The sequence below is a fragment of the Pseudomonas sp. GV105 genome (assembly GCF_003058185.1).
GTDB classification, from domain to species: Bacteria; Pseudomonadota; Gammaproteobacteria; order Pseudomonadales; family Pseudomonadaceae; genus Aquipseudomonas; species Aquipseudomonas veronii.
Window position 1 is genome coordinate 413,664 of record NZ_QBUF01000001.1, and the last position, 20,364, is coordinate 434,027.

General features: G+C 55.2%; 17 protein-coding genes and 1 pseudogene. 7 read left to right on the plus strand and 11 right to left on the minus strand.

Annotated features, from left to right (window positions below; translation table 11 throughout):
* Positions 1 to 175: 175 nt before the first annotated feature.
* Positions 176 to 715 (minus strand): annotated as a pseudogene (locus tag C8K66_RS01780) (MFS transporter); the annotation flags it as partial.
* 290 nt (positions 716 to 1,005) lie between these two features.
* Between C8K66_RS01780 and C8K66_RS31500 the strand changes: the two are divergent.
* Entirely contained in the window at positions 1,006 to 1,536 is a 531-nt protein-coding gene (locus C8K66_RS31500; protein ID WP_108524116.1) for a hypothetical protein, read from the plus strand.
* A 124-nt stretch (positions 1,537 to 1,660) separates the two neighbouring features.
* On the opposite strand, the gene C8K66_RS01790 is transcribed toward C8K66_RS31500, so the two are convergent.
* Entirely contained in the window at positions 1,661 to 2,482 is an 822-nt protein-coding gene (locus C8K66_RS01790) for an NADPH-dependent oxidoreductase (RefSeq protein ID WP_057423121.1), read from the minus strand.
* Between the two features lie 114 nt (positions 2,483 to 2,596).
* On the opposite strand from C8K66_RS01790, the gene C8K66_RS01795 reads away from it, so the two are divergent.
* The gene (locus C8K66_RS01795) at positions 2,597 to 2,911 is read left to right on the plus strand and encodes a hypothetical protein (protein WP_024690631.1); all 315 of its coding nucleotides are present in this window, start codon (positions 2,597 to 2,599) and stop codon (positions 2,909 to 2,911) included.
* Between the two features lie 57 nt (positions 2,912 to 2,968).
* On the opposite strand, the gene C8K66_RS01800 is transcribed toward C8K66_RS01795, so the two are convergent.
* Both C8K66_RS01800 and C8K66_RS01805 read right to left on the minus strand, forming a co-directional pair.
* On the minus strand, positions 2,969 to 4,390 hold the full coding sequence (locus C8K66_RS01800) for a Shedu immune nuclease family protein (RefSeq protein ID WP_108524117.1): 1,422 nt from the start codon (positions 4,388 to 4,390) through the stop codon (positions 2,969 to 2,971).
* Between the two features lie 136 nt (positions 4,391 to 4,526).
* On the minus strand, positions 4,527 to 5,174 hold the full coding sequence (locus C8K66_RS01805) for an HAD family hydrolase (protein WP_057423165.1): 648 nt from the start codon (positions 5,172 to 5,174) through the stop codon (positions 4,527 to 4,529).
* 603 nt (positions 5,175 to 5,777) lie between these two features.
* Between C8K66_RS01805 and C8K66_RS01810 the strand changes: the two genes are divergently transcribed.
* The 3 genes from C8K66_RS01810 to C8K66_RS01820 all read left to right on the plus strand — a co-directional run bounded on the left by C8K66_RS01810 (position 5,778) and on the right by C8K66_RS01820 (position 8,640).
* A complete protein-coding gene (locus C8K66_RS01810) occupies positions 5,778 to 6,209 on the plus strand; it encodes a LexA family transcriptional regulator (RefSeq protein WP_108524118.1) in 432 nt (143 codons plus the stop codon).
* Complete coding sequence (locus C8K66_RS01815; RefSeq protein WP_057423124.1) at positions 6,199 to 7,479, plus strand: Y-family DNA polymerase; 1,281 nt, start codon at positions 6,199 to 6,201, stop codon at positions 7,477 to 7,479. The genes C8K66_RS01810 and C8K66_RS01815 overlap by 11 nt, the downstream gene beginning before the upstream one ends.
* A gap of 144 nt (positions 7,480 to 7,623) precedes the next feature.
* Positions 7,624 to 8,640 (plus strand): hypothetical protein, encoded by a 1,017-nt coding sequence (locus tag C8K66_RS01820; RefSeq protein WP_108524264.1) that lies wholly within the window; start codon positions 7,624 to 7,626, stop codon positions 8,638 to 8,640.
* A 53-nt stretch (positions 8,641 to 8,693) separates the two neighbouring features.
* On the opposite strand, the gene C8K66_RS01825 is transcribed toward C8K66_RS01820, so the two are convergent.
* Together C8K66_RS01825 and C8K66_RS01830 are read right to left on the minus strand one after the other, a co-directional pair.
* On the minus strand, positions 8,694 to 9,386 hold the full coding sequence (locus tag C8K66_RS01825) for an ImmA/IrrE family metallo-endopeptidase (protein ID WP_003426826.1): 693 nt from the start codon (positions 9,384 to 9,386) through the stop codon (positions 8,694 to 8,696).
* A 290-nt stretch (positions 9,387 to 9,676) separates the two neighbouring features.
* Entirely contained in the window at positions 9,677 to 10,744 is a 1,068-nt protein-coding gene (locus C8K66_RS01830; RefSeq protein WP_065869864.1) for a DNA-binding protein, read from the minus strand.
* 204 nt (positions 10,745 to 10,948) lie between these two features.
* Between C8K66_RS01830 and C8K66_RS01835 the strand changes: the two genes are divergently transcribed.
* Positions 10,949 to 11,929 (plus strand): IS5 family transposase, encoded by a 981-nt coding sequence (locus C8K66_RS01835; RefSeq protein WP_108524119.1) that lies wholly within the window; start codon positions 10,949 to 10,951, stop codon positions 11,927 to 11,929.
* A gap of 761 nt (positions 11,930 to 12,690) precedes the next feature.
* On the opposite strand, the gene C8K66_RS01840 is transcribed toward C8K66_RS01835, so the two are convergent.
* The 5 genes from C8K66_RS01840 to qatA form a co-directional block, all read right to left on the minus strand.
* The gene (locus tag C8K66_RS01840; protein WP_057423128.1) at positions 12,691 to 13,863 is read right to left on the minus strand and encodes a hypothetical protein; all 1,173 of its coding nucleotides are present in this window, start codon (positions 13,861 to 13,863) and stop codon (positions 12,691 to 12,693) included.
* A 128-nt stretch (positions 13,864 to 13,991) separates the two neighbouring features.
* A complete protein-coding gene (gene qatD, locus C8K66_RS01845) occupies positions 13,992 to 14,759 on the minus strand; it encodes a Qat anti-phage system TatD family nuclease QatD (protein WP_057423129.1) in 768 nt (255 codons plus the stop codon).
* Positions 14,756 to 16,132, minus strand: a complete 1,377-nt coding sequence (qatC, locus tag C8K66_RS01850; RefSeq protein WP_057423130.1) for a Qat anti-phage system QueC-like protein QatC — start codon at positions 16,130 to 16,132, stop codon at positions 14,756 to 14,758. The genes qatD and qatC overlap by 4 nt, the downstream gene beginning before the upstream one ends.
* Positions 16,129 to 16,992, minus strand: a complete 864-nt coding sequence (gene qatB / locus C8K66_RS31465; protein ID WP_305118811.1) for a Qat anti-phage system associated protein QatB — start codon at positions 16,990 to 16,992, stop codon at positions 16,129 to 16,131. The genes qatC and qatB overlap by 4 nt, the downstream gene beginning before the upstream one ends.
* Before the next feature lie 8 nt (positions 16,993 to 17,000).
* Entirely contained in the window at positions 17,001 to 18,950 is a 1,950-nt protein-coding gene (gene qatA / locus C8K66_RS01860; protein WP_108524120.1) for a Qat anti-phage system ATPase QatA, read from the minus strand.
* A gap of 402 nt (positions 18,951 to 19,352) precedes the next feature.
* On the opposite strand from qatA, the gene C8K66_RS01865 reads away from it, so the two are divergent.
* Positions 19,353 to 20,309, plus strand: a complete 957-nt coding sequence (locus C8K66_RS01865; RefSeq protein WP_108524121.1) for a tyrosine-type recombinase/integrase — start codon at positions 19,353 to 19,355, stop codon at positions 20,307 to 20,309.
* Positions 20,310 to 20,364 lie beyond the last annotated feature (55 nt).

Consider the following 20,364-nt stretch of genomic DNA (forward strand, 5'->3'; position numbering starts at 1 on the left):
TTGCGTACGCAGGCCGAATGCCCAAATCGCCTTTCCAGCAGGGTGGCCTACGCAAAGGCGTGACTACTAGATACCCAGGCCAACACCGTCATTTGGATTCGCTCCATGAGCCCAGGCATTACCCAGGCGTTTCCCTTGAAAAGAGTCGTTAGGATGCGTCAGAGGATAGGACTGATCAAGCCAAGTCGGTCGCGGTGGTTGGTAGCTTCTTCAACTTGAATGCGACGAGCAGCGCCGCCAGAAGGAATGCCCCCATGAACGCCCCTACCCCATTCCACCCGCCTGCGTGGTAAGCAAAGCCAGCAAGGCTACCGACGACGCTCGATCCGACGTAGTAGGAAAAGAGGTACAGAGACGATGCCTGCCCTTTCGCACGCACGGTGCGGCGACCGATCCAGCTACTTGCAACTGAGTGAGCTCCGAAGAAGCCAAATGTGAATACAACCATTCCAGGTAAAATCATGGCCACCGGCGACGCCATGGTCAGCCCTAGCCCCGCGGCCATGACCAGAATCGATACCATGAACATCGAGCGTCGGCCGTATTCATCAGCCAGGGATCCGACCTTGGCAGAGCTGTAGATGCCGGCCAGGTAGGCCGCGGAGAGCAACCCTACCAACGCTTGGCTCATGTAGTAGGGCTCGGCCAACAGCCGATAACCAATGTAGTTGAACATTGTCACGAAGCATCCCATCAGCAGGAACGCTTCCCCGAATGTTGCGGTTGCGGGTTTCAATGGGATACCTCAGAAGTTTCAGGCTCAAGATGCCCTGAAGGGTAAAGGGGATGAAACGTTTAATCCAATATACTATTCGACCTGATTGATATCTAGCGCGTATCGTTTGCTATTGCCAATGGCAGCGTTCGAGATATACAAACTCACGACTCTAAAAAACATCGCCTAGATAGAAAGGCCAACTGATTAAAAGCTAGTAACAGCCCTTACTCCCTTCATATACTGATAAGAATAAAACAACAAAAACAATAATAAGAAGGACGCACAAGATTGCCCAGACAACATTCAGTTTTCGCACCGTAACGTCCAGAAAGGGCGACTATGAAGTCGCGGATCATTCGATTGAGAGAAAAGAAAGCCGCAAGCTCAGCAGATTTCAGGCGCTCGGCTATCTACTGTGTTGGGTAGACGCGCTCGCGGAAGATGAATCAGATCCAGGTCGCTCAATCAGCGCGATATTTGGTTTTGATGGCGAGGTTGCAGCCTTGGGTTTCGACCGCTATGACCCGGTTCACATTCTCACGGCCCCGAACTGGAAAACTCGAATGCTTGCCGCTTGGTGCCTTATCGGGGCCGATGAGCGAGCTATTGCCAAACAGCTTGATTACGGCGATCTGCACAACTACTGGCCCAACACCGAGTTCTGTAGCCCGGGTTTTGATGAGGAAGCCACGCAATGGGCTTCTAGCGCTAGCGCCTACGACGATTCCGCTGAGTTCAACATCTGTGCTTATGTCGGCAGCCCTGACCGGCCCCAGTTGATTTTCAAACCCGAGAGCGCTGACCACTCGCCCGCCTAAAACTCGAAGGAGCCGCCGCACGCAAACGGGCCGCGGCGGCCCTAGCCCCCTGAGCGCTCAAGCACCTACAGTAATCACATTATCCACAGTGAGCCGTGCACGTTCAAAGGCAGGACGGAGCCGATCAGCGCAGCCCAAACCCCATCCGCTTCAGCTCCTCAACCAGCTCTTCCCGCCCGTGCAGGTTCGAGACACTGCGAAGCCGATTGACCACCTGCTCCGACCACCCGGAAGCCTTCATGCCCTCACGCTGGTAGAAAGCGCCCAAGCGCTCATCGTATTCAGCCACCGCTTCCACATCTGCCGCTGCCGAGTAGGTCTCGTGGTGAAGCACTGCGCCTTGAGGCAGCCGTGGTTTTACCTGCGCTGGTCGCTCGGTAGATGGATAACCTACGCAGAGACCGAAAACCGGATAGACCTGCGGAGACAGACCAAGCTCCTTGGCCACGCCTTCAATGTCGTTTCGGATGGCGCCGATGTACACACTGCCAAGTCCCAGAGACTCCAGAGCGACCACGGCGTTCTGAGCAGCCAAGGCCGCGTCGATCGTACCGAGCAACAGGCTTTCCAAGTAAGGCACTGCTTCGAGCTCTACACCCTGCTGCTCAGCAACGCGGGTGACCCTGGACAGGTCGGCGAGCCATACAAAGAACAGAGGCGCCTGCCGGATGTAGGCCTGGTTTCCTGCCAGTGCCGAGAGGCGCGCTTTCCGATCGCTGTCCTGAACAGCGACAACGCTCCAGACCTGCAGGTTTGAAGAGGTCGAAGCTGATTGCGCCGCGGCAACCAGGGTCTCTATGGTGCCGTCAGGCAGTGGCTGATCAGTGAAAGCACGAACGCTGCGATGATCGAGCAACTGATCAATCGTCTCGTTCCAGGGCATGAGAGGCGAGATGTCCGCGGCGCCGTAGCGGGAAGCCAGTTTTGATTGTACGTTGACTGTCATTCGAGATCTCCAAATAGAGTCCGAGGCTACCAAATCGACGGCAGTGCGACACGCTTCGCGCGCGAAGTTTCATATACCATGGGGCCCACACAGTCCCACAAAGGCACGTTTCGATTGTCAGCAAAACCGCTTACTGCCCGCGAGGCCTATCAGGTGCTTCGCGACATCGCTTTGGGCGTTCGCACCATGCGCCGCTTGGGTGAGAAGTCATGGACTGAAATGTACAGCGGCATGATGACCGTTGAAACCGATGGCTGGGTCATCAAGTTCTACAACGATTGCGAAACTCTGGATTACTGCGATAGCTGCTATCGCCCAGACGGTCGTGCGTACACTTTTGACTCATCGCAGCAATTTGGTACTGACCCGGTCGAGCTACTGAGCACGTGGGAACATGGCCAACTAGAGAAGCTGCTCGCCGATCTTTAATAGGCCGCAGCGCTCCCTCGAGGACATCTTCTTTCAAGATCGCGTCCGGCCATATCTTCAGAAAATATCTGGGAGGTCGGCCGGAGCTGCGGGCGTCAGGTGCTGGGCCAGCATCCGCAGCTTGCCTAGCAGCTCATCAAAGGTAACGACCTCGACATCTTTGCAGGCGTTGCGGAATATCTCGAAGCTGCGTCGGCGGCCTTCCTCTGTTGGCTTGGTACCGGCAATGACAACGCACCTCGCTGTGTCTGGATTCAAGTCTCGCATCGTTGGATCTCGAAGGTGCGACAGCCAGTTGGAGCGCATCAGGCCTTGCTGATATAGCACCTGCGTAATTGCTCCACTGAGCTGCAAATTCGGGCCGAAGACATCCTGGTTGCGATACGGTCGGCTTTGCATCAAAGGGGTGGAAGGTTTCTTGATTTCCACGATGGCCAGTTCGCGTCCTTGTGAGAAAAGCAGATCGCCAATATGAGCGCCAGCCCCATTGATCGTGGAGCCTTGGGCATGGAACTGGGTATGCAGAAGCGCAACAGGGCGCGAGAACACCATCGCTAGGATGAACAGGTTGGCCTCGAAAAAATGCTGCCAGTGGCCCTCGCTGAGGTTCTGGCTCAGCATGCTCTCAAACTTTTCGATCATTACGGCCAAGGTGACCCTCTCGATCTCCGCGTGCAATTCGAATAGTTCGCGAGGCGCTTCCTTCGCCAACATCTCAGCGCCGACCTTCACTTCTCTGAGCTGATGACGCCGCGCCCGCACAGCCGCCTGCGCAACTTGATTACTGACTCTGCGAGGGGTCGTATCGCTCGCCAGCACTGGACGGCTGCCTTCAAAGACCACATTGGGCATCAGCGTCGGAAACACTTGGCTCAGCACCCAATGCACCTGGGCTGACGTCTCACTCTTTTTTCGAGCCCGAGTGATCCGCATGCATGTTCTACGGCATTCATCCACCCGTGCCTCGCTGACAAAGACGACGTCGTCTGTGATCGAGGTGTCACCATCATCCGATATGACTAGGGTTTTCAGGCTGGGAGCGAATCGCAGCCCTCGCCAGAGCGGCGTAAGCTGTTTAACCAGCCCCAATCCCTCCTCACAGGGATCAAACAGTTTTCGAGGGAGGCTGACGTCGATGTAGAGCACGGCGTCCTCTGGAGTGTCTGGAAGATCGCGCGTCGGCTGATGGCTGTACAAGATGCAGCCCACGTTTCCGTTCTTCGGGCTCCGATAGCGCTGAGTATGGGGGTTGGTGTAGATGGGATACATCGTGATCCAACCCGGCTCGATCGTGGCTAGCCGATGCCATCTGTCTTCGGGCAATGACTGCCATTTATCTGAGGAGATTTTGTCAAAAACCTGAAGGTACAAGTCAATGCAAAAGCCCGCTTCCACTGGCCGCCGGATGATGCTGAAACTAGGCTCCAACACGTCCTCCCCGTTCCATGTGTCCTGCAAGGTCTGCTGAGTCCCTTCCATAGTGCTCTCCATGCCAAATGTTGTTGAAATTATTGATCGCTCGGTCTTGGAAGTACGCGCGGGGTCGACCACAGATATCCCCCTATTGCCCCTTCTTGAATCAAACGGCGCGCACCAGGCTCGCATACTCACGGCGCTACGGAAGGCGATGACGCCGTGACTCAATGACCAACTGCGCAAATTGAACCAAATCCCGCACGCCCCCCCTGCCCGACCTGCCCAAATGAAACCCAAGCATCCCTACTGCCCTGGGCCCATCTTGATCGCACTTCAGCGAATCGCCCACCATCGCGACCTGCTCACTCTTAGCGCCGAACAGATGCCCTGGCTTCACCTCTAGAGCCCTGCAGATGGACTGATAGATCAAGGCGTCCGGCTTCATAGCGCCAACCTGGTAGCTGAAAGCGTACCCATCGAGATCAGGAAACGCTTGGAGCACCGCAGCCCCATAAGGCTCGCAAAGGTTGGAGCATATCCCCACTCGCACGCCCTCTGTGCGCAGCAAAGCCACCGCTTCAATTCCATCCTCGAACGGAGTGATAGATGCGACTTCGCGATCCAGATCGTCTTGCAACGCTTGCAGTCGAGCGAGTGATACGCGGATACCCAGTTGATCCGCAGCATCCTTCAGCGACCATGGGTTGCTCATCAGCACCCGCAAATCCTCCGGGCTGGCTCGGCGGCCACCGACGATCCCTTCCTTAAGTAATTGCCTGAAAGGATGGCGCTTGCTTCGGAGGTCAACCAGGGTGCCAAAGGCGTCAAAGACAACAGCTGAAATCATGGATTTACCTAATGGGTTCGCACAGGCCAAACCGTCGGAAGCACGTACCGTGGACTGGCATATGACCATACCTTCCCCACAGCATTTGTCGAGCGGCGGCAATCAATAGGATTTCACCGGCCTACAACACTGTTAGCGCGTAACAGGCGTCGCAAGTATGCTGCGTCGTTGTGAGAATGGCGGTACGAGCGGTATTGCCGGCGCAGGCCGCTGTACATCAATCAAAGGAGTACAAATGTACTCCATCTCGGCTTTACCACATTTTTCTGCCATTCAAATGGACGACAGCCGGGCACGTTCCCGATCCACAAGGAGAGTTTGAGCCGGCTCTCCCACTCGAATACTTCAAAAACAGCAGCAGAAATTTCAAGCGCAGCTTCACGACTCAGCAGCCTTTCCGCTCCGGAATCATTGGTTCATATCAGAATTGCAGCGCGTTAGCTCCGGCAGAACCTGTCTTTGGCACTGTCAGACTTCAGAGTCGCGACCACCCCTTACACAAACGAGCCCCCTCAGGCAGGTCGTCCAGCCGTCGTTCGAAACTGGCTGATAGCCATTTTTCCATGTACTGTATATATATCCAGTATAACAAGAAATACTCCAATGAACCTCATTTCCCTACGCCAAATCACCGAATCTGAACTGCCCACCCTCCTCCAAGTTCTTTCGGGCCGAGCCTCGGGCGGCTTTCCCAGCCCAGCGGCCGATCACTACGAAGCCCCGATCTCCCTGGACGACCTTGTAGACCTCAGAGCCCCGCACGTCTGGCTGGGTGAAACCGAGGGGGACAGCATGTCGCCGGCGGGCATTTTGAACGGTACCAAGCTCGTCATCGACAGAGCACGGACGCCGCAGGTTGGGAATGTGGTCGTCGCCTACATCGACAATCAACCCGTGGTCAAACGTCTGGATCGACAGCTCAATGGTGGCTGGATGCTGAGCTCCGACAACCCCAAGTACCCTCCGATCCAGGGCTTCGAGGAAATCGAAGTCTTTGGAGTGGTTACTTGGAGCCTGACCGTCCATGTCCCGTAAGCGGCCCACCTATGCACTGGTGGACTGCAACAGCTTTTACTGCTCGTGTGAGCGCCTGTTCCGTCCCGAGCTTCGGCAAGTCCCGGTCGTGGTACTCAGCAACAATGACGGTTGCGTGATTGCCCGAACACCCGAGGCAAAGGCGCTCGGAATCAAGATGGGCGATCCGTTCTTCAGGATCCGGGATGCTTTGAAAGCAAAAGGTGTGGTCGCTTTCTCCAGCAACTATGAGTTGTACGGTGATATCTCCTCACGCGTGCAGCGCACCATTGAATCCTTGGCCCCGCGGGTCGAGGTATATTCAATCGATGAGAGCTTTGCGGATCTCACTGGCATTGCCGAGCCGCTTGGGGATTTCGCGCGGCAGATCCAGGCGCGTGTCCGGAGCTGGACGGGTATGCCAGTGGGCATCGGGATTGGCCACACCAAGACCCTGGCCAAGGCGGCGCAACACGCGAGCAAACTGTACAAAGAACGCACCGGCGGCGTGGTCGACTTGCGCGCAGACCATGCGGTCGAATGGCTCCTCAAACGGATGCCGACGCAAGAGGTCTGGGGCGTTGGGAGACGGATCTCGGTGAGGCTCGAGGCTGATGGGGTCACGACAGCTTGGCAGCTTGCGAACACCGATCCCAAGACGATTCGCCAGCGGTATGGCGTCGTGCTCGAGCGCACGGTACGCGAGCTCACTGGTGAGCCGTGCATCGAGCTGCAAGAGGCGGAGCCTGATCGACAGGCCATCTGCACGTCCCGAATGTTTGGTGAGCGTGTGACGTCCCTTGAGGCTATGCGAGAAGCGGTGGCTAGCTACATGCACCGGGCGACCCAGAAGCTTCGCAAGCAATCGTCACTGACTGCCGTGTTCCGCGTTGCTGTGCTCACATCACCGTTTGGCTACGGGCCGAAGTACGCGAACTCGGTGATGTGCTATCCGCCCTACCCGACTGATGACGTGCTTCTACTGACCCGCGCCGCGATGGAGGGTTTGGAGGTCATCTGGCGTGATGGGTATCGATACAGCAAGGCAGAGATTTTGCTGATGGATCTGCGTAAGCGTGACGAGTTCACAGGAGACCTGTTTACCCCTTCACAGCCAGCCAGGTCGGACGAGCTGATGCGCGTCTTGGATCGTATCAACGTGAAGTTTGGCAAGAATGCTCTGCACTCTGGGCGGATGCCGATCGAAGCGGCGTGGGCCATGAAGCGCGAGATGATGAGCAGAAGCTACACGACTAGTATCGACCAGCTCATGCGGTTTCAGGCTACCTAACCAGTCTGCCGTCGGTACCGCTGAGACAGTCGAGAGCCGAGCGTCTCTATGGTTTGGTCAACCAGCGACGTTACTTTTGACGGGCGATGTCAGTCGCATCTTCATCGTGGTAAGAATACCGATGGACGTACTACAGGGATGCCCATGCAAAAATCCATTGAAGCCGTTTTCTACCAGTGCGAACACACAGGGGCTTTTCTCAAAGGCCCCGCGGCTGTCGTGAACATTTTGAAATCCCATTACGGTGAGAGCTGTGGAGCCGCGCCCTACACCCTGAGTCATTTCAGCTCGATTTTGGGCTACAGGTTTGTCAGGGAGGGTGTCACCTGTTTCATACCGCAGAGCAAGACCCCTCCCTCTTCTGATGGCCCATTTCCGTTTGCGCCTCTGCTGGCAAGCAAGGATCTGATTGTTCCGCCGCTGCTGATGCCCCGCCACATGATGCTGATTTGCGACGCGATCAGGGCGAACGAGAGAAATCCCGGCGGCTTAACCGTGGATTTCTGCCTGGCCGTCATCTACACGCCCAGCAACATGGGCAGATACTTCGAGTCGCTATTCAGCGAGATCGATTCATTCAGGCCCTACATGCAACATATTGACGAATGCATCCGCGCGTATCTTTTCGGCTATGTGTCCGTTGCGGTTTCCGGACTTATCCTAGCCTCCGAAGGCATATTGCGAGAGATCGGCGCGAAGATCGACAGCAGATTTGAAGGGATCACCAGCAAGGATCAATTCATAAACGTCCTGACGAAAATCGAAGACATACTGATGGCAAAGGCTTACCCAGGTGTTGAGGTGCCAGGGTTCATGCGGCTCAAAGAGTACATGCTGGGCTTTGACGAACAGCTTTGCTTAGTTGATAACTTCAGAGAGTATTTCACTACCCGGCTTTACGAAAAGACCTCTGAGGTCGAAGGGGCAATCGATATGAACCGGCATAGCGTTCTGCATGGTTTGTCCATGGATTTCAACAAGCCAATCAACTTCTACCGGCTGTTCATCATGTTGGTATTCCTTGCCTTCGTGAGCGTGCTCCTGGGACACAGCCGGGCTTCGTCATTTGTTCCAGAAACAGAGCGCTCCAAACTCAAAAGCGATTGCTATGACAAGCTCGCGGCGTTGGGTGCGTCAATGAAAGTGCGTTTTCCTATATGACATCCCCAAGCCCTGACGCGCTGTTCGCCAGCAATCGGGAAAGACGTTCCGAGCTACGGCCACCGAACCAAGCCCAGTTCCTTGAGCCGTAACGCCATGGCCGAGTCAGACACCCCAAACTGCGCTGCGAGCGAAACAACATTCAGATTATTGAAACGCTGGCATCGGGCTAGTGCGAGCTCCCGCTCCAGGGAGTCTGCAGAGGCGTACAGCAATCCCTCGATATTGTGGGGATCAAGGTGGTAGGCGACCGTATCGTTAAAGTGCAGGCGGTCACCGCACAGGAATTGGCGTCTGAAACGATCAGCAACTAGCTTCGCCGGCATCAGGAAACAGGCAGCGAAAAAATCTGCCTCGCGCTCCTCACGGTTGCGCGGCCCGCTCACAGGGCGGCCATCTAGAGCCCGATCCCTATGCATGACTTCACCCTGATGCAGGACGAGGTGCCCGATTTCATGTGCTCCTGTGAAGAGCTTTACCGTAGGCGAGAATTCCTGAGAGATGGCAATGCGATTGGCCTGGCGATCAATCAAACCGGCAATTTTGGGGCCTGAACCACCTCGGATGAACTTGGGATCACCGAGATCGGGAAACTCACGATACTCAAAGCCGTAGGCTAGTGCTGCCTTCCTTGGATCACGCGCCTGAAGTGGGGTAATTTCCCGATCCCCCCACAGATGGTATCGGTCGCGCCACAGCATGCGCAGCAGCTCGGATGCTTCTTTTTCGATATTCGTCATGTCCATGCAAATCACCGCATGTAGTGGCTAAGACTTAATCATAACCCTAGATGTGGTGTTTACAAGCATTTTCTGACCCTATTGCCGAGAGCAATCCGTGCGCACCAGCTCGTCACCTTTATACCCGCTGGGCTCAGCGGATGCCTGCCGTCGCCCATCTGCTCGAGTGCGCCTTGTACAAAGCGTCAACGCTAGCGAAAATTTGCCGTTTGCCAGCATCCCCGCCAGTTGCTGGTGTGCGTCTTTCAAGGTTGAGCCTTCCACGCTTTTGAGATTGGACGCGTATACGCTCATGGTCACTTTCTCGGCTTTCTGGGGGGGTTAACGCTTGATTTTGAAAGCGGAGATGCAGGCGCGGCTGCTACATGGCTTTCCGCGAGCTCACTCTCAATAGCCCGCTCACGCCGCAGTTGCTGATTCTCGGCCTGAGCAGAGGTCAGCAACAGCCTAATCTCAACTTCGCGCTCGCTACTTTTGGCTGCAGCCTCATTGAGAGCCTTTGCGTCCTGCCTTAGCGCAGCAATCTGTTCCTGGAGCTGCTCTGAGATGCCGACGGATTTCGCTTCGGCCAGCTTCAAGCCTTGAATCTCTCCAGTCTGAGCCTGAATGCGGGCCTCATGGGCATGCAGCGTTTTGACCTGCTGACGGGACTCTCCCAGCAACCGCTCGTTGTCACGGTTCAGGCGTGTCAGGTCATCCTGTTTCAGCACCAGGGTTTCCTGAAGCTTGCGCTGCTCCACTTGGGACTCATGTAGCTGGGATTCATGGCGTCGTTGATCTTGATCGCGCTGTTCCTTCACGGACTCCCGGTAATGCTCCAGGGCGCCACGCGCATGAACATGCTTCTCCTCGAGGGATTGGATCTGTTTATCCCTGTCACCGACCAAAGCTTCAAGATCAGTACAGCGTTGGCTGATCCCGGCGTTGCGCGTCAGCTCAGCCTGAAGCGAAGACTGCGTGGTTTGAAGGTCAGCTGTTTGAGCTTCGATAGCTGCTTGTTGAGCGTCCAGCTGCCGACGTGCAGCGGTCAACTCAGATTGTAGGCCAGCGATCTGCGCCTCAAGCCCCACGCGCTGTAAATCGAAAGCTGATCGAGCCTGTTCGATCGACTCATCCCCCTCCTCCATCAGCCGATCCAGAAGGCTTCCAACCATCGCTGAAAGCTCTTCTCCCATTCGCTCCCGGGACGACGGCGGGCGCGGGTCAAAGGACTCGATCTCCTTCAGATAGCGGGAAATAGTGGTTTTTGAACCCGTATTTCCAAGCTCAACACGCACAGAGTCAATGCTCGGGTACATGCCCTTGGCGAGCAACGACTGCCGAGCTTTTTGTACAACTGCCTTGTTTATGCCGCCGCGCGCCATGAGACATCCTACGATTTCGTGGTGTATTACGTGTCATGTATCTACGTAGCACGTTATCACAAAATTGGCTTCTTTATCATGCTCATCTTGAAAAGCTATAATAATGTCTTATGGCTTCTTCACAGTCGAAAAGGCCTTTAGGGAATCTCCGAACAAGTCCCAAGATGTGCTGAAATACGCCTGACCACCTGATCCGAGCCGCCCATGAGCCAGATGAGCTTTTCCAATTTCGAATATGCCGGCAAGCGTAAGCAGACACGCCGCGAACGTTTTCTCGCCGAGATGGATCAGGTCGTGCCCTGGACAGGTCTACTGGGCCTGATCGAGCCGTTCTACCCCAAGGCCGGCGGTGGTAGAAAACCTTATCCTCTGGAAACCATGCTGCGCATTCATCTGTTGCAGAACTGGTTCTCCCTGAGCGACCCGGCCATGGAAGAAGCGCTCTACGAAATCACGCCCATGCGCCAGTTTGCACGCCTGACCTTGAGCGCCCCGATACCTGAAGACACCACGATCATGAACTTCCGGCACCTGCTGGAAAAGCATCAACTGGCCCCTGCGATCCTCGCGGTCATCAACGGTTATCTGCAAGAGAAAGGCCTGTCCCTGCGCCAGGGCACCATCGTCGATGCCACCATCATTCATGCCCCTTGCTCGACCAAGAACGAGGAAGGAAAGCGTGATCCCGAGATGCATCAGACGAAGAAAGGTAACCAATACTTCTTCGGCATGAAGGCGCATATCGGCGCCGATGCGGAGTCGGGACTGGTTCATCATGTTCATGGCACTGCGGCCAATGTGGCCGATGTCACGCAGGTCGCCGAACTGCTCCACGGCGAAGAAAACGCGGTGTATGCAGACGCGGGATACACCGGTGTCGAGAAGCGTGAAGAGCATGAAAATCGTGAGGTCATCTGGCAAATCGCTGCGCGGCGCAGCACGTATTCCAGGCTCAATAAACGCAGCGTGCTCTACAAGGCCAAGCGCAAGATCGAGTACTGCAAAGCTCAGACACGGGCCAAGGTCGAGCATCCGTTTCGCGTAATCAAGCGTCAGTTTGGCTACGTGAAAGTGCGCTTTCGTGGGCTGATGAAAAACACAGCTCAGCTGACCACGCTGTTCGCCCTGTCGAATCTGTGGATGGCTCGAAAACAGCTGATGGGTATGGGTGAGTTGCGCGTTTAACACGGAAAACCGGGCGGAAACGCCCTCAACGCGCGCTGCATCAGGCCATTTTCAGCAAATAGCGCTGGGTGCCGGGCAAATTGCGACTCGCCGCCGCTGCGTAGCAAGTTGATCGGAGCATCCTTAGGTGCCGCTAAAAGCGTGGAATGCTGGGATCACGCAGATTCTGAAGGCGAAACGTGATGGGCAAGAATCACAAGTACCTAAAGGCAGGTACACGTGAGAACACCCGCAAAAGCTATCGAGCTGCGATCGAGCACTTCGAAGTGATGTGGGGAGGCTACCTGCTCACTGGAATGGCACTGTTCGTTGCTTTTAGACTAAGCGGGTGACGTGCCAAACTTTCGCTAATCGTGAACGGTGGGTAGTTCGTTACACCTAAACATGCTGAGCGGCGAAAAATCTCGCGCCAGCGTGCTGCGGCGGTAGCTGGGGCTTGGATCTATTCCCTGCACAACCGCAAACCTGCACGACTGTCTTGCCTGCCACTTGAGTGCTGACTGGATAACCGACTAAGGCAAGAGTAGCGGTACCTGCAGTTTTCTGAAGAGCCCTCCCTGCTCCGTCACCACCAAGCGTTTGCCCCCCAGTTGCGGGGATGCGAGTGAGGACTTCCCTTTTGGCTCATGCGTTGGAAGAGATGAAGATGACATTACAGGAGGCGTCCAATGATGAAATAGAGCAAAGCGCAGGATGACCATATTCAGCGCTTAACTGCTTCCGCCAAACCAATGCTTCGGCACACCCCCTAGATAACACAGTTATTCTTTAGAAGAAAAGAGCTTGATTTTCCATTCAAACTCAGATCTATCATTGGTAAAGCTGCGTATATAAGGACGCAGTTCCAAATAGGGGTATTTATCCCGCTCGTACACACCAGAGTTGGAAACCAAAATTATTTCAACTAGGTGGGGCTGATTGAAGATATTATTAATTTTTAATCTTAGCCGGCCATCCCTCAGCATCGCGGATATTGCGTCTAAGTTGGAAACATGAACAACTATCACCCCTGGATTTACCTTGGTTAATTGCTTTTTTGCGGCATCCTTACAGGTTTTTTCAAACTCCCGCCAGGAGGCGTTCGTGCTGATTGTGGTAATTCGTAAGCACGTTACACTATCATCGCCGGTGGTCTGAGGCATCATGCACAGTAATTCCATATCCGAGGACTTAACAGGAATAATACTTGGTGCGCCGTTTGGAATATCCGGGACATCAAAATGTACTTCAGTAGTCACGGAGTATTTTTCACGTTGGATATTTTGGCCAGATGATATGTGCTCACAGATCTCAGTGCATACTTTAGCAAGCATTACAGGATTTTGCGGTAGCTTTTCGATCACTTTTATGGTGACGATGCTGAGTTGTTTTTTGCTTTGCTCGTAAGTGGCTGTGAAGTTGTTCAATATTCCACTTGCTAGCTTTTGAGCCTCCCCAGAACTTATAACTAACCCTTTATCATAAGAAAAGGATTTGCATTCAACTTCTACTCGATTTTCATCTCGGCAAGCCAGGTAGTCATATGTCTCTCCCGCATCTCTGTCATCTTTGCAATCTACATTCCAACCGTAATGAACAAGCGTAAAATATACAAAGGTTTCAAACGCCAATGCGCGCATGTCATTAGAGGCCTCAAAGGCAGCTTTAAATCTGGCCTTGTAGTGAGCCTTCTTACTTGCCTCAATGCGATTATACAACTCTAGGATTTTCTGAGTATAAAAAAATGCTTCCGCTAGCGCGTTGCGGTCGTACTCATCGCAACTATCAAGACCCTTTGTGTGAAAAATAAACAGGCCATATGAGATAAAACTCTCTCCAAGTGTATGGGCTGGAGGATTGTTGCCATATTTTTCTATAGCCTTAATCCAAGGCTGCTCAGGGAAAAAAATTGTCAACCGATCATATACTGCGTTGTACAAATCCTTTCTGGACATTCCGCCATCCATTTCAATAATTAACGTATAAGTATTTGTGAAAACTAAATCGTGCGCATGAAACTGCAGTTAGTTTTGCTTGAGTCCAATATTCGCATGGCTGGCCATAACGCAACCCAACCGACGCTCTAAGTACGTACTAACTCACGCAAGTTGCTGATGATCTGGGCAGCCGCTTCCTCTTTCGATTGCTCTCGTAACAGCGCCAACGCCTGTACCGTTTTGGGAATATCGGTAGCCGGCCTGGTAGGCAGCCCCCCGCTTTGCACGAACGGGCCATCAGTCTCGGTCAAAAGCCGATCACTTGGCAGCGACGCGACAAGCTTGCGATGCTTGGCGGAGGCCAACATCTGAGAGTTGATCGAGAAATAGCAGCCAAGCTCCAAAGCCTTCTTAGCTTCACTTGCAGAGCCGGTGAACCAGTGAAGCACTACAGTCCCCCTGTCGATAGGGAGCAGGCGCTCGATATGGGAGAGCACCTTGCTTACGCTGCGAACGCTGTGGACAGTAAGGATCTTTCCGCCTTGCTCTGAACACGCCTCAAGCACCCTCTTGAATACCCTCTCTTGGGCGTCGAAGCTTGGATAAAACTGGGGCCCAGCATCGAGCCCCACTTCTCCAACGTATCGGGTCTCCTCAAGCAAATGCTCCAAAAGGGGCAGTTCCGACTCGCGCTCTGCCACCAACTGGGGGTGCAGGCCCAGAGCCACCCGAACATGCCGAGCCGACGCCGCAAGCTCGCGATTGCGCCGCCATGCTTTAGGCGTCGTTGTCACGGCCAACGTGGCCACCTCTGCCTGATCGCACTCCAAGATGAGACGCTCGTGATCGGGGTAAAGGTCAAGATGGCAGTGGAAATCCACCCATTTTGGGATCGAGTTTTTAGGCGGTTTCATAGTGGTATGGCTATTACACCCTCAAGATAGTCATCGACCTCCAGCAGCCCATCCCGATAGACCTGTTCAAAGGCGTGAAGGCTCTGAGGATGGTCGATCAAAGGCCCGGGCTCATGGATTGAGAATTTGGCTCGGTGCGGTGCGCGTTTTAGTCGAGCGATTGCGAGCTGGAAGGAGCGCACATGTTCGCCGTCGGCCCTATTAGTGTCCAGTGCCTGAGCATGCAAGTCCGGTATGACATAGCGGGTCTGATCTGGCCCACAACCGCGATGTATCGCTGCGCGCCTTATGATGCAGGGGACGCAGAACCCACAGTGCTTAGGTGATCTATTTGATGGGTCGGGATGGTACCTCGCTTTTCCTGGTGAAGAGCACGACATTGTGAGATGCACGTGATCGGCGAGGAATGCCTGATCTAGGCATTGCTCAGCCATCTGACCTTTGGTGAGATGGCTGAACATATTGAAGAGCTTTGTGCTCAGCCCCAGACGCGCAAAGAGCTCGTTCACCCGCGCCATGTAGTAAGGGTGGGTCGTGCGCGTGCTGCATGCACCCAAGCGACGAGGATCCAGGGGGACGTTCAGGGAAATCAGGCCATTTTCAGGCACATGGATGGTTATCGAGTCGCCTATAGCCTCCGCGGCCATTGCTGCCAGTGCAAAGAACAGAAACGACCGCGCGCGAAGCGTATCTTCGCTGCCCCCTCCTTCCACCAGATCGTTCGGGAATCCCACGCGTGCCTGGACATGGTTGATCGAGGTCTGTGAAAACCTCTCCTGCAACGCCGCCCGGCAATCGTTCTGATAGGTGCTGGTGCTGTTGGTGTCCCAATAGTGACTCACAAGCAAGGGTTTGCTGCCAGCCCCGAGAAGGTTGATCGCCCCGATGAAGCTGTCCATACCACCCGAGAACAGACAAACGCTGTCAGACTCATCCGTCCTCAAGCTCTCCGGTGCGGGAGATAGTTCATCGACACCAAGGGGCCGCTCTCGGAAGACAAGGCGCCATCGATCCCCGGTGAGGAATTTCAGGGTCGAGGCCAGCATGTCGGAGGCGTCTGCCCATGCTGCAGGATTTGCAACGGGTACATACAAGTCAATCTCCCTCGTCCAGGCGTTCTCAGATTCAGTATCCCGCGAGATTCTGGTGTCTGCCGCGGTAAGGGTTGCTGCCAGAAGTGCAAGATCAACCGCAGTCTCTCCTGGACTCAGGCCGAGATCGGCCAACTGTTCAATCGCTTGACCAATCCCATACCTCAGTAGCCCATCCCCGTCGATAAACTGGATATTGGTGGCGACGCTCCCTGCCTCGAGCAGCACTAAATCCTGGTCATCCGTTTTGCCAAGTCGGCAGATAACGCTGTGACGTCTCATTCCAGACTCTCCGCTGCAGACGCAATAAGGTCGAACGCTGCCTCATAGATCGCAGAGGTGACTTGATTGACCTCCTGGTCTGTGGGCGCCGGCCATTGCTCCAACCGGTTGGCGAGCTGACCCCGTGTACAGCCCGTGATGAAGGAACTCAGCTGGGATTGAATCCGTTCGACTGCCTCCACATCATCCGGCATGGTTATGCCCCTGCCCCCCAAGTCCGCCATGATCATGCTCTCAATTGAGTTCGCGACGAAATCTAGGAAGAAGTTCTGGCGATCAGAATCAGTCATGTCTTCAAAGCTGCCGCTGCCCGCATCGTCCAACTCGGCAATAGTATTGAGCGCGGCTTGGCGAGCAACGCCCTCGTCTATCGCTCCGCCAGGGGGGCAGATGAACTCAAGCAGCGCGAGCAGCACCTGGGAGGCCGGTTGCCCTGGGGCAACCGTAAGCTGCAACCGTCGCAGAGTTTCCGCAGCCCCGTTGCGCTGAACGCCTCCGAAGATGGTGAGCAGCTTCCCTGCGGTATCGCGAGATGTGCCCATGCGGCGCGCACCTCTCGCTGATCCACCCACGCCCTTGCGTACATAGGAAGACAAGGCATTCCCCAAATCGCTGGGGCTTCCAGTGCGGGCGAATCGCGTGAAGCTGTTGCGAGCGCCCCTAAGTGAGCCAGTGCCGTCGTTGTTGACCGCCGCCAACGGAGATGAGGCTGGCTGTGAAGGCGTAGAACCAGGCTGAGACGGATTAGATTGGCCTGGCCCACTTGGTTGGGCCGACGGAGCTGCTGGTTGCGATACATCATCAATCCAGGAGGGCACCAAGCCAGAGCTTGGGCCTCCATATCCTTTGGAGGTACCCATATGAATCCTTATGATTTCCCGCTGAATTCAAGTACGCGCTTGGCTGCCTTCTGAAGCGTTTCGTTCTCGACTTGCTGACTCCAGCCTCTCAAAATCCCCTCAAGGCCATGGATAGCAGCAGTGTCTTTAAGGCACTCATGCCATGGGGCGGGAGCCCACATTCCCAGCTTCGGCGTGGGCAGCGATCGGATGAACTCGACTAAGCGCTTCTGTAACGCAGGACGCTGCTTGACGAGTTCAATCAGGCCCGGCACGCCCTTGGGTTGATCCGCAAAACTGTCCGCCTGGATTATTTGATCTCGAAGTGCGTCGAAAACCGTTTCGGCATCAACCTCAGCCAATCCCAAGATCTCTTTCTTCGTGGCCGCCTGCCGGATCTGCAATGGCGGGCCCATCAGCTTGTCGACAAGCGCCTCGAGATGCCCCACTGCGACCTGCCCCATTAGGGAACTACGCTTGTCGCGGGTCACGAAGATGTAGGGGCGCAGATCAACGCCGGTGAGCGTGGGTTCGATCGCCACCCAATTGCTGATCCAGTCGCTCTTTTCCCAATCGTTCACATCGCCGGAGCGGGCCACAGCCTTGAGCTTCGCTGAGCTTTTCCCCTCCTCCGGCTCTGAGGCGGCCGCTTTAGACTTGTTCGCCCGTTTTTCTAGCTCGGCTATGGCGGGTACTGTACCGTCCGCCTCCACACTCGCGATCCTGGCCAGTTGCTCATAAAAGTCAGGATTAAAACGCTCAGCCAGCATGATTTTCGCAAGTATCGGCCGACGGATGTCCTCTGCAAAACCTCGCGCATCGGCAACGGCGTAACGCAACATCATGGAGTTGAGGAAACGTTTGATCTGTCGCGGATTGCCTCGGGTGCCCTCGCTTAGAATCCGCGCCAGCAAGGCACTGGTGTCCAACGCCTCCTGGGCAAAGTCGGGAAGCGGGCTGCCGAAAGCGCCAGCCACAGCTTTGCGATCTAGGCCCGTGCTCTTCCACGGCCTAAGCATGTCCTGCTGGGCGGTGTGCAAAAGTTTTTTGAATCGATCGTCATCCGTCCTGACGAAGCTTTCGAGCTGAAGCAGCGTGATGTAGCTACGGGTCTCTGCCAGTCCAAGCGCTGGGATCCGGAACGGTACCTGGATTAGCTTCTCGAGGTAGTTACGTGCATAGGTCACTGGCCCCGCACCTTGTGGAAGGTCTGGGAAGTGCTCGCGCACCGCATACTCGATCATGGCCTCGTCAGCACCCACCACGAACGCTGTCCGATTGACGAAGAGGAAGAGCCGAATGGCCTCCAGCGTGGCAATGGCTGTCTTGGGTAAGCAGCGGTCAAGGTCATCAACGATGACCACCAACTGGTCAATGTCTGCAGCCGTCAGCAGCTCCTCAAACTCGACCCGGAATTTGTGCATGTGCTCGGGAAGCTGCTCAGACTCCTTCTCAGCATCCTTGATGAAGCCGCCGGCCTTCTCAGCTAGGCCCTTGAGCCCCTCAATACTCAAATGATCGCCTGGATTTTGCACAAACGCAGTGATTGACTCCACCGCGCCCTTAAGTTGGTCAATGCTAGGAATGCCAGTGAGCGCGGTGAGCCCTAATCCACCAGCTTGCTTGGCCAGCTTGAACCAATCAACGCGACGCAAGACCTTCTTCGCTGCGTCGGCCACCTTAGCTGAGTCCGGGCGAGCACGCCGCAGTTCATCAACGATGGTCTGGATAACGACGGTTTTCGCATCCTCAAAGCCTTCGAATGTCCATCCGTTGAACCATATGCAGCAGACTCGCTTATCAGCTTTAAGAAGTTGCTCGGTCATCCTTAGAACGCTGGATTTACCGGCCCCCCAGTCCCCGTGCACGCCAATGGTGACCGGGGCTCCTCGCGATTCGCGGAGCAAGCGCTCCACTGTTTTGGCAATGGGCGTGTAATACAGCAGGTCGGTAGCTGTCTCCTGGTCATTCAGGAACATGCGAAGAACTCCCTTTCTAGCTTTAGATATCACTCGATAGTATGACCCAGCTCAAAACAGCGGCCTCCATCCACTAGATCACGTTCTAAGATTCAAGATTTGCAGCGAGTAGGCCAAGATCCGCTTACTGATGTCAATACGCCATTCGACGCAATGCATGCTGATTTCAAAGCACTCTGCAAGATGCTCCCCTGCCTGCCAGCTGGTATTTCAAGTCGAGCCTAGTGTCTAGACGAGATCGCTGGGCACATGGAGAGCACTTTAGCCGTACACTATGGTGCGGAACCGGAGCGAGCTGAAGGTTAGTGTTCTTCCATCAGGTATGCATCTCAGGCTGGCGACGGTAGTGGAATCGCCAAGAAACGAACCAATAGAAACCGCTGATTTTGAAGGCAAAGCTCGATGGACAAGGCTGACCGGTACCTAAAGGCAGGTACCCGGGAGAACACCCGCAAAAGCTATCGAGCTGCGATCGAGCACTTCGAAGTGACGTGGGGCGGCTACCTGCCCACCACAGGCGACGGTATCGTTCGCTACTTGGCTGAATACGCCGACAAGCATGCGATCAGCACGCTTAAGCAGCGTTTGGCCGCGCTGGCGCAGTGGCATATCACCCAAGGATTCCCAGACCCGACCAAGACCCCTAACGTGCGCCAGATGATCAAGGGCATCCGTGTGGTGCATCCCGCCCAGGTCAAGCAGGCCGCGCCCCTCTTACTCACGCATCTCGAACAAGCCGTGAAGTGGCTGGAAGCAGAAGCCACCGCCGCGCTCGATCGCGGCGACTACAAGACGCTCCTGCGCCACCGCCGCTCGGTGGCAATGGTGCTGATCGGATTCTGGCGGGGATTCCGCGGGGATGAGTTGGCCAGACTCACAGTGGAAAACACCAAAGCCTATAGCGGTGAAGGCATCACGTTCTTCCTGCCGCACACCAAGGGTGACCGCCTGCACGAAGGGACAACCTTTGAGACGCCGGCGCTGACAATGCTGTGTCCGGTCGAGGCCTATATCAACTGGATTACCGTTGCAGGGCTCGCGAAGGGCCCGGTTTTCCGCCGCCTGGATCGCTGGGGAAATTTGGCGGATAAGGCCATCCAACCTCATAGCCTGATTCCGATGTTGCGACGGATCTTCAAGGAAGCCGGGCTGCCTGAAGAGCTGTACAGCGCCCACTCAATGCGACGGGGCTTCGCAACCTGGGCATCTGCCAATGGATGGGACATCAAAGGGCTGATGAGCTATGTGGGCTGGAAGGATATGAAGTCGGCGTTGCGGTATGTGGATGCCAGCGTTTCATTTGGTGGAATTGCTTTGCGCGCCGTACCAACGCCGACGACAAGCTCGAATCGACTCTAAGGCGTAGCGCTCGAAATGGTAAAGCACTCGCTTTACACTGACTTACCGTGGCATC

Excerpts from the sequence above, each read along its gene's own strand:
- C8K66_RS01790 (WP_057423121.1), bottom strand. The coding sequence starts at position 2,482 with ATGACAGTCAACGTACAATCAAAACTGGCTTCCCGCTACGGCGCCGCG.
- C8K66_RS01800 (WP_108524117.1), bottom strand. The coding sequence starts at position 4,390 with ATGGAAGGGACTCAGCAGACCTTGCAGGACACATGGAACGGGGAGGAC.
- qatC (WP_057423130.1), bottom strand. The coding sequence starts at position 16,132 with ATGAGACGTCACAGCGTTATCTGCCGACTTGGCAAAACGGATGACCAG.
- qatB (WP_305118811.1), bottom strand. The coding sequence starts at position 16,992 with ATGGGTACCTCCAAAGGATATGGAGGCCCAAGCTCTGGCTTGGTGCCC.
- C8K66_RS01820 (WP_108524264.1), top strand. The coding sequence starts at position 7,624 with ATGCAAAAATCCATTGAAGCCGTTTTCTACCAGTGCGAACACACAGGG.
- C8K66_RS01810 (WP_108524118.1), top strand. The coding sequence starts at position 5,778 with ATGAACCTCATTTCCCTACGCCAAATCACCGAATCTGAACTGCCCACC.
- C8K66_RS01840 (WP_057423128.1), bottom strand. The coding sequence starts at position 13,863 with ATGTCCAGAAAGGATTTGTACAACGCAGTATATGATCGGTTGACAATT.
- C8K66_RS01830 (WP_065869864.1), bottom strand. The coding sequence starts at position 10,744 with ATGGCGCGCGGCGGCATAAACAAGGCAGTTGTACAAAAAGCTCGGCAG.
- C8K66_RS01825 (WP_003426826.1), bottom strand. The coding sequence starts at position 9,386 with ATGGACATGACGAATATCGAAAAAGAAGCATCCGAGCTGCTGCGCATG.
- C8K66_RS01865 (WP_108524121.1), top strand. The coding sequence starts at position 19,353 with ATGGACAAGGCTGACCGGTACCTAAAGGCAGGTACCCGGGAGAACACC.
- qatA (WP_108524120.1), bottom strand. The coding sequence starts at position 18,950 with ATGTTCCTGAATGACCAGGAGACAGCTACCGACCTGCTGTATTACACG.
- C8K66_RS01815 (WP_057423124.1), top strand. The coding sequence starts at position 6,199 with ATGTCCCGTAAGCGGCCCACCTATGCACTGGTGGACTGCAACAGCTTT.
- qatD (WP_057423129.1), bottom strand. The coding sequence starts at position 14,759 with ATGAAACCGCCTAAAAACTCGATCCCAAAATGGGTGGATTTCCACTGC.
- C8K66_RS01805 (WP_057423165.1), bottom strand. The coding sequence starts at position 5,174 with ATGATTTCAGCTGTTGTCTTTGACGCCTTTGGCACCCTGGTTGACCTC.
- C8K66_RS01835 (WP_108524119.1), top strand. The coding sequence starts at position 10,949 with ATGAGCCAGATGAGCTTTTCCAATTTCGAATATGCCGGCAAGCGTAAG.